Raw genomic sequence first — 12,757 nt, 5'->3', positions numbered from 1 at the left:
TTACGCCCTAAATAGCAAGTGCTTCCGGGGTGTTTATTTATTCTTTCTTTATGCACCAACTTTATTGATGAAATCATCAATAAGTTTCTTGTGATCGGCTTCGTTTATTTCTTTCTCAACAACCTTGCCTGCAATATCCATTGCAAGTGAACCAATCTCATCTTTGGCCTCGTTGACCGCCTTTTTCTTTTCCTGCTCAATATCAGCAGCTGCTCTGGCTTTAATGCCTGCAGCCTCTTCCTGTGCTTCTTTTACAAGAGCATCAGCTTTATTCTGCGCTTCTTTCTGAGCATCAGATACAATCTGTGCAGCCTCAGCATGTGCGCTGGTCAGGCTATCTTCGTATTGATCTTTAAGAGAATCGGCTTCTTCCTTGGCCTCTCTAGCTTCCCTGATTGTTTTATCAGCAAGATTTTTTCTCTTTTCAAGAATTTCGTTAATTGGCTTGAAAAGAAATCTCTTAATCAGATACATCTGTATAAACAGGTTTATGATCTGTGCGATAAATGTCCAGGGTACCAATGTAACCAGCTCCTGCGTATTTGTCTCCGCAGTAAGCATCATTAGAGCCTGTAATTGCATATATATTCTCCTTTTTATAATCTATGCAATAATACGGATTGCTCCGTTTCGTTATCGCATTCCTTATTAGTTAAGGTATCCCATGAACATTCCGGGTGCTACGAAGATAAGAAGAAGACCTGTAACGAAACCGTAAATACCTGTTGTCTCTGCAACGGCACAACCAAGAAGCATAGTACTTGTTACATCACCCTTACATTCAGGCTGACGACCAATAGCTTCAAGAGCCTTAGAAACTGCAGTTCCTTCACCAATACCAGGTCCGATACCGGCGATCAGTGCACATCCTGCACCAATTCCGCATCCTGCAAGTGCAATACCTTTTGCTAAAATCTGAAAATCACCCATGTTTTTTGCCTCCTAAAATATGGTTTATTATTTTTTCTCTTATTAAGTTTTTAATTATCTTATCCTTCCTCTGCAGCATTGGCGATGTACATGACTGTCAGCATACAGAAAATAAATGCCTGCATACATCCTGAGAACCAGTCAAAATATACGCCTGTAACAGCAGGAATACCAACGCCAAGAATCGGTATATTGGAAAGGAATTTTCCAACCGCTCCCGGGATAAGTCCCAAAAGCGCCGCTGACGCAAGTCCCAATGCCCAGTAGATAAGTCCGTCGATTACTACGCCTGAAAGGATATTTCCAAAGTGACGGCATGCCATACTAACCGGCGTCGCAAGCTCTGACAGAATATTGAATGGTGTCATAACTGCAATTGGTGTGGTGAATCCTTTTAAGTATCCGCCAACTCCATTTGTCTTTATCTTGGTAGCTGTTATCATGATGAATACAACTACTGCCCATGCGGCTTCTGTCGACAAGTCTGCTGTAGGACTACGCAGTCCCACAAGGCTGATAAGATTTGATAATACGCTTGTGGCAAAAAGAGCTGACACAAAAGGTATCAATTTATCAAACTTATTGCCTCCAGTATTGTTACGGACAAAATTATTGCCCATTTCAACAAGCATTTCTGCAAACGCCTGCCGTTTTGAAATATTCTCAATGCGTAGGTCTCTTGTGAGGAAGATACACAATCCTGTGAGAATAATCATTACGATCCAGCTGACAACCAGTGTCTCTGTAATGTTAATATCTCCAAGAACCGGAATTCCTGTATGGATCGTATAATATATCTTCGGTCCAACGACTGAGAAATCATTACTCATATCTTCGCCTTCAACCTCCTTTCCCCGCAGACAAGATCCCGCGTAGTTTAATTATTATGCTCGGTATGAAGAGCGGTACAATTCCCGAAACAAGATTAAATATCGGCAAAACAATTGCCAGTATAACCCACAGGAACTGGAGCATGGTCCTATATCTGTAGCTTACGCCCATGGTTCTCCTTGCTCTCTCCTCATCCGATATAGATGCTACTTTTTGCACAGATACAGCCATCCAGAAGAAGTTCCCGACAGCTACAATAAAGCCGCCTATTCCTCCCAGAATAACTTTTATATCAAATGGTGCCCAATTTGGAACTACCATGTGCAAAACAAAAAATACCGCATATACTACAAGAACCCCGATTGCTGTTCCTGCTGCAATGATCCCCGTTTCCTTCTTTACAGCATCCTGTAATTTCATACTCTTCTAGTCTCCTGTTTTAATGATCAGATGTGTCTGTTAAAAGAAACTTCTGATTTAGCTTTTTCTTTTTTCTTTTTCTCTTCCCTGTGAATTACTGCCAAATAGACTTTATAAGCAGTTGTCATAGATCCCCCCAGGCCCATAACGAACCCCGGTATATACACCCATGCACCTACCGATAATCTGGTGCACAGAAGATAGCAGACGAATAAACACATTAAAAGCGGCATAAGGAGTGACAAACCAAGTTGTCCAACCATGGCAAACTGACTAAATATTTCTGACATTCGTTTTGCCTGCATTTTGGATATTGCTCCTTTCGTCGTTGTCGTAAAACCGTATATTGTACATAAAATGAACAATACAACAAGTTAATAATACACTTTTTGCCCACTTTTCTCAACCTTGTTCGACAAATTGCATGTGTTTTGGACTATTATCCAAAAAAAGCCGAAGTCCGCTTGAATTCTATGAATTCCGGGACTTCGGCTATAATATTTATAAATATTTTATCAAAATTTCGGTTATTGTTCCTTAAATCTTAAATTTACTGATAAGTTCTTCTATCGCATCAGAAGAATTAGAAACAGCTGCTGCACTGTTGTCTACACCCTTGGAATTAATTGCTACCTGTTCTGCACTTGTTGCCAGAGTTGTTGCTGTAGCACTAACTTCCTGTGTACTTGCCGACTGTTCTTCTGAAATAGCTGCCATAGATGTTGCTATTTCATCTACGCTTCCTACCTTGGCAATCATCTCACCAACAATGTCACTTGCCTCATCAAGACTCCTGAATATTTCCTCAAATGTCGATCCTGCTGTTGTAACAGCCTCCATGTTGGAGCTGATCTCTTCCATATTTGTCTTGGACTTATCTGACAGATCCTGAATCTGAGATGTAATATCCTTAATGATTTCTGCAATCTGTGTTGTTGATTCTGCACTGTTATTGGCAAGCTGTCCAATCTCTGTAGCAACAACAGCAAATCCTTTTCCTGCCTCTCCTGCTCTTGCTGCCTCAATGGAAGCATTAAGTGAGAGAAGGTTTGTCTGCTCAGCAATAGAACTAATCATTTCGATAATTGAATTAATCTTGTTAGCAGATTCTCCTACATCTCCTACAACTCTATTCATATCCTCCATAGAAGAAGATATGCTCGTCATTCCGGTCTGAACAGCCTCCATGTCACGCTGTCCTTCTTTTGCCTTTGTAACAAGACTATCCATTGTATCCTGTGTCTGGTGACTCTTATCAGTAAGATTACTTACCTCCTGAGCAAGGGTTGTAGCCTGATTAGCAAGCTCTGTTACGGCATCAGCCATATCGTCCATGGCTCCCTGAATCTGCTGCATAGCTTTACTCTGTTCATCCGCCTGCTCATTAAGATCGCTGGATGCATTCTTACTGTTTCCGGCTTCATCTGCAAGTTTATTTGTAACATTCTTAAGTTCAGCAAGGGTTTCTCTCATCTGATTGACATAATCAAACATGTTGTTGTTCATTACGCCAATTTCATTTTCATTCTCTCCACCCTTCTTAATATCAACTGTAAAGTCGCCCTTTGCAATTCTTGTAATATTATCTGTAAGACTGCTTACAGGCTTTGTAACCATACGTCCGATAATAACAGCCATGATTACCGCCATTACAACTATCATTATCAGCGCTATAATAACACTTATGACAATAAATTTATACAATGATGCTAAAACGTCAGATACTTTTGTAAAGGAAACAAGATACCAGTTTGTTCCTTCAACATTATTGAAGGCTACATAATAATCTGCGCCATCTGTTCCATGGATTGTTTTAACTTCGCTTGTTCCGCCTGCTGATACAATCTTTGCCACTTCCTGTATAAATCCATCATTAGGATACTCCGATACATCTTTTCCTATCTGATCTTCTGAAGGAGAAGCAACCATAGTTGTTCCGGAGAGCATCATGGAAGAACCGGTTCCAAGAGGTTTATAGGCACTTGCTGTAGCCGATATATCGTTAAGGAACACATCAGCTGACATAACACCTGTTCTGCCGTCTTTCAATGTTATCTTTCTTGATATAGCAGCAACCATCTCTCCTGTACTCATGTCTACAGATGGAGGATTCATATTCATGGTACTCTGGCTGCTACCATTTATATACCAAGGTCTTGAGGTAGGATCATATCCCGCATCGGGAACCCAACCTGAAATATCAATATAGTCTTTATTGGATAAGCCGATATAAAAACCTGTTCCCGTCTCTGCAAACTGCGACATTGTAAACTGATAGTCGCTTATAATCTCCTGGTCGCTTGTGTAGTTCGTATTTTCTATGGCATTACAGATACCATCAAAATAAACCTTTATGCTCTCAATTTTTCCGCCAATTTCAGCTGCATTTGCCCTTGCTTCCTGTGCAAGTCCGTTTGTAGCCTGCTGCTCAATAACCCCTCTTGCCTGGATAGCTATGAAAATTGTTACAATAGCAATTGCAGCAATAACCATTGGAACCAGAACGATCAAGAGCTGAGCACTGATTCTTTTACCCTGCTTTGTACCCTTTTTACCATTGTCCGACATAATACCCTCCTTAAGAAAGAAAACGTTACGATAATAGTATACAAAGAAAAAGTTAACGAAATATAAATTAAATGTATATTTAATATTAAATGTTGTCAAAAAGAAAAAAGCGCCAAGCCATGCGGCTTTGACGCTTGTATTATTATTCATAGATATATACTTTATAGGGACCAAAATCATGCTCCGTAAATCCCAATTCAAGAAGCGTTTTTTTCTCGCTTTCCTCTGGTAAATACATGATGTAATTGCAAGAACTGTCATAGGGTTCCGGTGCCCAGAAACTGTATTTTTTTCCATCTCCGTTATTGCCATATTTGTTGTGATCATACTCATAGGGAGAGATTTCTTTTGCCCAAAGATAGTAAATATAGGCCTCATTGGCTCCTCCTACATATGTAAGCCTTGATTTTACATTTTCCGGTTGACTGTCGAGGTAATTATACACATCTGTCGGGTCTTCTGCAAAAAGTCTCTGGGGGTAAACAGTGTCTGCATATTTATTAAAATAAAAATCAAGAAACATTACTCCATTTACAAAGTATGCAAAAATCAGTATTACTCCGACTGCACAGTAAACTTTACCATAATGATTCCTTGTAAAAAAGAATTCAATGGCCGCCACAATAAAATAAGCAAGTCCAAAGAATGCACTGTTTATCCTGTATGTCGTAACTCCCTGAATAAAGAGCCCAAAAAGAAGCACTGAAAAAGCGTAGAGCAGTATCACGCTTTCAAAATTTATCTTTTTCTCTTTTATGCTCTTGCATAGTTTTATAAATACCAGTACTCCTCCGAATATAATTACCGGAAGTGAAAACATATACAGCGCGCCAAACTGAGGAAAAGAATCAAAGTCTGTATTGTCAGCTCTAAAAAGACTGTCAAAGGTCCAACGCAGGTTTGGTTTTATCTGGTCAAATACTATATCGTCAAGTCTGTAATTGAGCACTACAGGAATAGTCATAGGCCCTATGTGGATTGCAGGAAGTCCATATATGTTCACAACCTGAAGAAGTATCTGCGGAATAGCAAATATCAAAACCGGAACAGCAAAAGAAATAATTGACCCTATTGCAACCTTTTTTCTACAGGTCAAAAGATAAATCACCAGAAAAAGATAAAAAAGCGGAAGTACCACATCGCTTAACGCATAGGAATAAAATGTTATTCCGGTGACTGTGCCAAGCATTACAAAGCAAAGTCTTTTCCCATAATTGTCATCTCTAAGGCAGTATTCCAAAATATTAAGCATCAAAACGCTGAGCCCCAGCATAAGATTGCAGTCAAGGGCAATTCGTCCTGCCTGGGTAAAGTAGGGAATTATCAGATAGACAAACAAGAAGACAATACCGGCTCTTTTACCTGCAACTATACGAACGAGACGCCATCCAAAGACTCCTGCTATCATGGAAAAAATTACAGACGGCAGCCTTAGCATCAGTGGCGTAAAACCTCCCAGCAATATAAAAGGAACCGTAAGATAGCAATATAATGCGCTCTGCCCTCCACCGTAGTTACTAAGGTACATTGGAAAGCTGTTTAAATATCTGTCCACTCCAAAATGGGCTATGCTCCACGAATCATATCCCATGCCTATCTCATCTACATGAAGCCCCCTTGGAATGTCACTTAACCTGTATAAACGAAGCGCCAATGCTGCAAAAAGCATCAGCGCTACGACTACATCATATATGTAATTAGATTTTAGTTTATTACGTAGATTATTCATCTTCTGTCTTGGTAACTGCGATGTGAAGTTCCTCAAGCTGCTTATCTGTTACATATCCCGGAGCTCCCATCATAATATCCTGTGCATTCTTGTTCATAGGGAAAGGAATAATCTCGCGGATAGAATCCTCACCTGCAAGAAGCATTACCATACGGTCTACACCGGGAGCAATACCTGCATGTGGCGGTGCACCATAGCAGAATGCGTTGTACATAGCCGGGAACTTGGCTTTAACATCATCCTCACCAAGTCTTACCATCTCGAATGCCTTGATCATAATCTCAGGATCATGGTTACGAACAGCGCCTGATGAAAGCTCTACACCGTTACATACAAGGTCATACTGATCTGCAGTAATTGACAGAGGATCGATTTCGCCTCTCTCTGCCTTAAGAAGTGTCTCAAGTCCGCCTGATGGCATTGAGAATGGATTGTGACAGAACTCAAGCTCGCCTGACTCCTCACCAATCTCATACATAGGGAAGTCTACAATCCAGCAGAATGCATACTGTTCTTTGTCCATATGTCCCGGAACTGCAGCACCGAATGTCTTAACGATAACACCGGCTGTCTTCTGAGCTGCGCCAAGCTTACCGCTTGAAAGAACAACAAGATCACCTGCTTTAAGTGAAAGTGCTGAAACTACAGACTCCTTAATAGGAGCAACAAACTTGGAGATTCCTCCGACAAGCTCTCCGTTTTCATCCATTCTGAACCAATATGCTTTGTTTCCTGACTGAACCTCTACATCTGAGATTGTCTTGTCTATGAACTTTCTGCTTTCCTTGAAATCAGAAATAACAACTGCCTTGATTCTTACGTTTGTATCAGATCCATCCTCAGCCTTTGTTGCAAATGGTCCGAAGCCGCAATCAGCAAGTACATTTGTTACATCATCTACTGTAAGGTCAATACGAAGATCCGGCTTGTCTGAACCATATTTATCCATAGCCTCAAGATAAGGTATTCTCATGAATGGAGCACCGGATGCTCTGTTGTATGTTCCATATTTTGCAAAAATAGGAGGAAGAACATCCTCAAGTACAGCAAATACGTCTTCCTGTGTGGCAAATGCCATCTCCATATCAAGCTGGTAGAACTCTCCCGGGCTTCTGTCTCCTCTTGCATCCTCATCTCTAAAGCAAGGAGCAATCTGGAAATAGCGGTCAAATCCTGCTGTCATAAGAAGCTGCTTGAACTGCTGGGGTGCCTGAGGAAGAGCATAGAACTTACCGGGGTGCTTTCTGGCCGGTACAAGGTAGTCTCTTGCGCCTTCAGGAGATGATGCTGTAAGGATAGGAGTTGTTATCTCCAAAAATCCGTGTTCTGTCATTGCCTGACGAAGAGCAGCTACAACATTGCATCTTAAAATAATATTCTTTTTAACCTCAGGATTTCTAAGGTCGAGATATCTGTATTTAAGTCTTGCTGTTTCATCAGCTTCTCTTGAATGATTGATCTCAAAAGGAAGCTCATTGTAACGGCAGCGTCCAAGAACTGTAATACTCTCAGGAACAACCTCGATATCACCTGTTTCCTGCTTAGGGTTTTTAGAACTTCTCTCTCTTACTACACCCTTAACTGAAATTGTTGATTCTTTGTTGATGGCTTTAGCAGTTTTAACCATCTCCTCTGTCTCAAGGACTATCTGTGTTGTGCCGTAGAAGTCTCTTAATACTACAAATCCAAGTCCGCTTCCAACTTCTCGCATGTTCTCAAGCCAGCCTACAAGAGTAACACTCTCGCCTACATTTTCCATGCGCAGCTCACCACAGTTATGTGTACGTGATTGCATCATACTTAAATACTCCGTTTCTATTAAAAATCACCACAAAAATGTGCGTAGCTTTGTTAAAACCCAATACTACGCACAACATTTTAGACTATCATCGTTAATGTTTCAAGAACTTTTATTTTACCTTGTTACCGCCCCACTCAACTACCGTAAAACCACTTCTGTCGGCACCCTCAATATACTGAGGATTGATTTTCACAAATTTATCTGTAGGATACCACGCCATAAATACTCTTATAACCGAATCAGGTTCAGGCGATACTGAAAGTCTTGCTCCATTTGTATAAGAATCTGTCTGGAAACTTATCATGTTATATGGGTTATCCTGCATCATTGGAAGCCAGAATTCCATGAATTCCTCTGTCTCTGTGTCATTTAGCCCAAGAGCGTGAAGCTTCTCATCAAGGAAGGCTTCCGTATCCTGACCGGCAACGCAGAAACCCGAGAAGAAATCATATGAGAAATCCGGATCTCCTTCCCAGAACAGGTAGTCATATTCCTGACCTTCAAAGGTTATCCTGCCATCAGTATTTGCTGTCACATTCCAAGTGTTTTCTGCATTAAATTCAGGAATAAGCTCCACAAGATTTCCATCATAATCAAGAGATACTGATATTTCTGTATTATCCTCTGTCGGATAAAGATAAATTACCGGTTTGAGGTCACGACCGGTAGCATCATGATCAACATGATCACATTCCTCATAGTTAAAAGCATAATCATCGGTCGCATTGCCTGCAAAAGCACCCAATCCTACAAACAACGATAAAGTTCCGACAAGTACTACACCCACAATACCCTTCTTACCCATAAAACAGTACCTCCTATACATATTTATATTATATGCCATTTTCACAAAAATTCAAATGCTAAAACGCAGATTTTTAGCAAATTTTTATAATGTTTCATCATTATTTCCCATAAAAAAATCAAAACACAATATATTCACCTGAAACTTATTCATCCCACAAAATATAGCAGAAAATTAATATCGTTATTTCGCTTATTTTTTGAATATTTATTGCCGATACAATTATTGAATGCACGGACGCATCATATTGCATGGAAGCTAACCACAAATGCTAAATTAAGGAGAGACTTTTACATGGTAATCCAGCACAATATGACTGCGTTGAATTCCAACAGGCAGCTTGGAATAATGCACAACAACAAAGCCAGGTCTTCAGAAAAACTGACTTCCGGATACAAAATAAATCGTGCGGCAGATGATGCAGCAGGTCTTGCTATCAGTGAAAAAATGAGGCGGCAGATACGCGGTCTTACACAGGCTTCTGAAAATGTGCAGGACGGGATTTCCTACGTACAAGTAGCTGATAGTGCGCTTGCTGAAATAGATCTCATGCTTGCCCGTATGACGCAGCTATGTGTTCAGGCTGCAACGGATACTCTCACTGTTGATGACAGAAACGCAATTGATAAAGAAATCCAACAGATAAAAATGGAATGTAACCGAATTTTCCATGTTACAAGTTTTAACGATAGACCAATTTGGGACGAAAATAATATGAGTCCTATAGTAATAGGCACAGAAAGACGTCCTATTTTTACATCAAGCGTAAATGGTGTGGGCCAAATAACTGAAAAAAACAGGGCAGCCTGGCCCAATGATAATAATTTCCATTTCGAAACAACTAGCGATGGCGTGAAAATAAAGTGGAAAGGCTTTGACGGAACTGAATATGAAAGCAAGGAAATCAAATGGCCTTCTGAGAATGAATTACGTCAAGGTTTTACCGTAAAAGTAGATGAAACCAGTATGGACTATTCTGTGTATCCGGATGCCAGCAACATAAATCCCAGTTACACTTTTAAGCTTGACAGAGATGCCACTCTGGACATGCTAATCAACAACCTGAATGAAAAATCAGCATATGTTTCATCAAGCTACTCTGTAAGAGGTACTGTTAAAGGCGATACCGGATCATCATCCGTCAGCGGAACATGGCAATACTTATCCGGATTACTGTATCGCAATAATGCTCTAGGTGCTGAAGATAACATGGTCCCCGAAAACGGAGGTAATAACCGACAACAAACCAATGTCGCTGATAAATTATCTTTTTCTTTTACCTTCGGAAAAAATGACAATACCAGGCCAAATCCTCCCGACAGCTTTTCTGCCGAAGTAAAATCTACCGGTTCAGTATCTGCAAACAGTTATTCCAAAGATGAGCGCATACGAGGAATCTGGTGGAATTATAATACCAATAGCTCTCTCACTCATTTGATCAGTCAATCTTCAACAGATAGTAACAATCTTGAAAACGCAGTAAGAACAGCATTTGGCCCACATGAGAATCCATATACACATGAAAAATATGATTTAACTGCTTTTGGAGGAAATATCTCTATTACACTGGAAACATCCTCTCTTGAAACACTGACTTACGGTACAAATGGCTCACAAATCCCGAATGGAAATAATGGTATTGGAACCTTGACACTATCCATGAGTGTTAAGGTTGGAGAAACTGCAGATGATATCATAAAAAGAATAAAGGGAATCACAGGAATCGATCTGACACAAACTACCAATAATGGCTTAAGCCGCGGAAACGTTCCTGTTACTTATTTTGATGGAAACATCTATGGTGGCACAATGATGCTTAAAATACAGGCAGGTTCTGAAAGCACCCCGGATGATGTCATTCCTCTTATTTATGACGTGCTAAGTACCTATTCTCTCGGAATTGATAACCTCAACACCTTAAATACTTCTGGTGCCAAGAATGGTATAGAGCAGATAAAAAGAGCCGGGCAGATTGTTGATGAACAACGCTCTGTCTTTGGTGCATATCAGAACCAAATGGAACATGCCTATAAAAATCTTAAAAATACGGTTGAAAATACTACAAGTTCAGAATCCCTAATACGCGATACTGACATGTCTGCTGAACTAGTAAAGTTTTCCAATAGTATGATTCTTGCCCATGCAGGAGACGCAATACTTGCTCAGGCAAATCAAACAAATCAGGGGGTTCTAAGTCTATTACAGTAATTAGTCGATGATGCTTTTCACATCATCTTCTTGATCTCATCATGAACAAACTGTACCTTTGGTCCTACAATTACCTGAACAGTTGACTTTGATGGACGAACAACTCCGGCAACACCGGCTTTCTTGATAATCTTTTCATCAACCTGAGTATAATCGTTAACTTCCACACGAACTCTCGTTGCACAATAATCAAGTTCCTTGATATTCTCTTTTCCGCCAAGTCCTTCTAATACAAACTTGGCCATTGTTGTAAAGTCATCACCGGCAAGTTCAATGTTATTCTCATCTTCTTCATCATCTTCGCGCCCCGGTGTCTTTAGATCAAACTTAATGATAACAAAGCGGAATACAAAGTAGTAAATAACTGCAAATACAAGTCCTACAGGAATAAGGAGCCATGGATTAACTGCCATAGGCGCTTTAAAACTCAGGAACCAGTCTACAAAACCCGCTGAGAAATTGAAGCCCAGTCTAAGCGGAAGAAGCGCACATACGATTGCAGAAATACCTGTAAGAGCTGCATGTACAAGATAAAGTCCCGGAGCCATGAACATGAATGCAAACTCAAGTGGTTCAGTAATTCCTGTAAAGAATGATGCCAGAGCACCTGCAAGAAGGAGAGAAGCTGCTGCTTTCTTCTTGCTGTCTTTTGCTGTGTGATACATAGCAAGAGCTCCGGCAGGAAGACCAAACATCATAACCGGGAAGAATCCTGTCATGTACTGGCCTGTAACGCCTTTAACCGCTCCGTCTGCTCCTGACCAGAAAAGACCAAGGTCATTGATTCCTGCTGTATCAAACCAGAACACCGCATTAAGAGCATGGTGGAGACCAAGAGGAATAAGTGCACGGTTAAGCATGGCATAGATGCCTGCTCCTATAGGGCCAAGTCCCAAAATAGCTGTTCCAAAAGCTACAAGAGCAGCATAAATAAGTGGCCATATGAAATACAGGATAACAGAGCAAACTATTGATGCACCTGCTGTAACAATAGCAACGCATCTCTTTCCACTAAAGAAAGCAAGCCAATCAGGAAGTTTGGTGTCTTTGTATCTGTTGTAGCAGCTTGATCCGATAATACCTGCAAGAATACCGATGAATGCGTTACTGATCTTACCAAAAGCTGCAGGAACTTCAGATGGATCAACACCTTTGTACATTGCAACAGCTCCCGTGCTTAAAAGAGTAGTGATCATCAGAAACGAAACCAGACCGGAAAGAGCACTTGTTCCATCGTGATCTTTTGCCATTCCAACAGATACACCAATGGCAAACAAAATAGGAATCTGGTCGATGATCGCAGATGCTGCTTTGATAAAATAAGCTGCAACCAGACTGTTTGCTCCCCAACCGGAAGGATCAATCCAATAGCCAATACCGTACAAAATACCTGCTGCCGGCAAAACGGCCACCGGAAGCATCAGGGATTTCCCGATCTTCTGTAAATACTTCATCATACTTTTTT

Annotated in this window: 11 protein-coding genes; 1 reads left to right on the top strand and 10 read right to left on the bottom strand. The window is 40.6% G+C overall.

Translation table 11 applies throughout. From position 1 onward, the window contains the following. Positions 1-48: 48 nt before the first annotated feature. From atpF to J6O61_RS10425, 9 genes are all read right to left on the bottom strand, one after another. Positions 49-582, bottom strand: a complete 534-nt coding sequence (gene atpF, locus J6O61_RS10465) for a F0F1 ATP synthase subunit B (RefSeq protein ID WP_292212785.1) — start codon at positions 580-582, stop codon at positions 49-51. 66 nt (positions 583-648) lie between these two features. Then, positions 649-930: an ATP synthase F0 subunit C gene (atpE, locus tag J6O61_RS10460; protein ID WP_022772487.1), complete on the bottom strand. Its 282-nt coding sequence runs from the start codon at positions 928-930 to the stop codon at positions 649-651. 59 nt (positions 931-989) lie between these two features. Beyond that, positions 990-1,760, bottom strand: coding sequence for a F0F1 ATP synthase subunit A (locus J6O61_RS10455; protein ID WP_292212780.1), 771 nt, complete (start codon positions 1,758-1,760; stop codon positions 990-992). A 10-nt stretch (positions 1,761-1,770) separates the two neighbouring features. Continuing rightward, positions 1,771-2,181 carry an ATP synthase subunit I gene (locus J6O61_RS10450; RefSeq protein ID WP_292212778.1) on the bottom strand — a complete coding sequence of 137 codons (411 nt, stop codon included), beginning with the start codon at positions 2,179-2,181 and terminating at the stop codon, positions 1,771-1,773. 26 nt (positions 2,182-2,207) lie between these two features. After that, on the bottom strand, positions 2,208-2,471 hold the full coding sequence (locus J6O61_RS10445) for an AtpZ/AtpI family protein (protein ID WP_292212776.1): 264 nt from the start codon (positions 2,469-2,471) through the stop codon (positions 2,208-2,210). 247 nt (positions 2,472-2,718) lie between these two features. After that, complete coding sequence (locus J6O61_RS10440) at positions 2,719-4,749, bottom strand: methyl-accepting chemotaxis protein (protein WP_292212774.1); 2,031 nt, start codon at positions 4,747-4,749, stop codon at positions 2,719-2,721. A gap of 142 nt (positions 4,750-4,891) precedes the next feature. After that, the gene (locus tag J6O61_RS10435) at positions 4,892-6,478 is read right to left on the bottom strand and encodes an ArnT family glycosyltransferase (protein WP_292212771.1); all 1,587 of its coding nucleotides are present in this window, start codon (positions 6,476-6,478) and stop codon (positions 4,892-4,894) included. After that, complete coding sequence (gene aspS, locus J6O61_RS10430) at positions 6,471-8,276, bottom strand: aspartate--tRNA ligase (protein ID WP_292212770.1); 1,806 nt, start codon at positions 8,274-8,276, stop codon at positions 6,471-6,473. Before aspS ends, J6O61_RS10435 begins: the two co-directional genes overlap by 8 nt. A 112-nt stretch (positions 8,277-8,388) precedes the next feature. Next, a complete protein-coding gene (locus J6O61_RS10425) occupies positions 8,389-9,084 on the bottom strand; it encodes a hypothetical protein (protein WP_292212768.1) in 696 nt (231 codons plus the stop codon). A 294-nt stretch (positions 9,085-9,378) separates the two neighbouring features. Between J6O61_RS10425 and J6O61_RS10420 the strand changes: the two genes are divergently transcribed. Then, on the top strand, positions 9,379-11,292 hold the full coding sequence (locus J6O61_RS10420) for a flagellin (RefSeq protein ID WP_292212765.1): 1,914 nt from the start codon (positions 9,379-9,381) through the stop codon (positions 11,290-11,292). A gap of 17 nt (positions 11,293-11,309) precedes the next feature. Here J6O61_RS10420 and nagE read toward each other — a convergent pair whose 3' ends face one another. Continuing rightward, positions 11,310-12,749, bottom strand: coding sequence for an N-acetylglucosamine-specific PTS transporter subunit IIBC (gene nagE / locus J6O61_RS10415; protein ID WP_292212762.1), 1,440 nt, complete (start codon positions 12,747-12,749; stop codon positions 11,310-11,312). Positions 12,750-12,757: the final 8 nt, after the last annotated feature.

The organism is Butyrivibrio sp., assembly GCF_017635265.1.
Taxonomy (GTDB): Bacteria; Bacillota; Clostridia; order Lachnospirales; family Lachnospiraceae; genus Butyrivibrio.
The sequence above is the reverse complement of the archived record's forward strand: the minus strand, read 5'-3'. Positions and strand labels throughout refer to the sequence as shown.

Coding starts and splice junctions, on each gene's coding strand:
- atpF (WP_292212785.1), bottom strand. CDS start 582: ATGCAATTACAGGCTCTAATGATGCTTACTGCGGAGACAAATACGCAG.
- atpE (WP_022772487.1), bottom strand. CDS start 930: ATGGGTGATTTTCAGATTTTAGCAAAAGGTATTGCACTTGCAGGATGC.
- J6O61_RS10455 (WP_292212780.1), bottom strand. CDS start 1,760: ATGAGTAATGATTTCTCAGTCGTTGGACCGAAGATATATTATACGATC.
- J6O61_RS10450 (WP_292212778.1), bottom strand. CDS start 2,181: ATGAAATTACAGGATGCTGTAAAGAAGGAAACGGGGATCATTGCAGCA.
- J6O61_RS10445 (WP_292212776.1), bottom strand. CDS start 2,471: ATGTCAGAAATATTTAGTCAGTTTGCCATGGTTGGACAACTTGGTTTG.
- J6O61_RS10440 (WP_292212774.1), bottom strand. CDS start 4,749: ATGTCGGACAATGGTAAAAAGGGTACAAAGCAGGGTAAAAGAATCAGT.
- J6O61_RS10435 (WP_292212771.1), bottom strand. CDS start 6,478: ATGAATAATCTACGTAATAAACTAAAATCTAATTACATATATGATGTA.
- aspS (WP_292212770.1), bottom strand. CDS start 8,276: ATGATGCAATCACGTACACATAACTGTGGTGAGCTGCGCATGGAAAAT.
- J6O61_RS10425 (WP_292212768.1), bottom strand. CDS start 9,084: ATGGGTAAGAAGGGTATTGTGGGTGTAGTACTTGTCGGAACTTTATCG.
- J6O61_RS10420 (WP_292212765.1), top strand. CDS start 9,379: ATGGTAATCCAGCACAATATGACTGCGTTGAATTCCAACAGGCAGCTT.
- nagE (WP_292212762.1), bottom strand. CDS start 12,749: ATGATGAAGTATTTACAGAAGATCGGGAAATCCCTGATGCTTCCGGTG.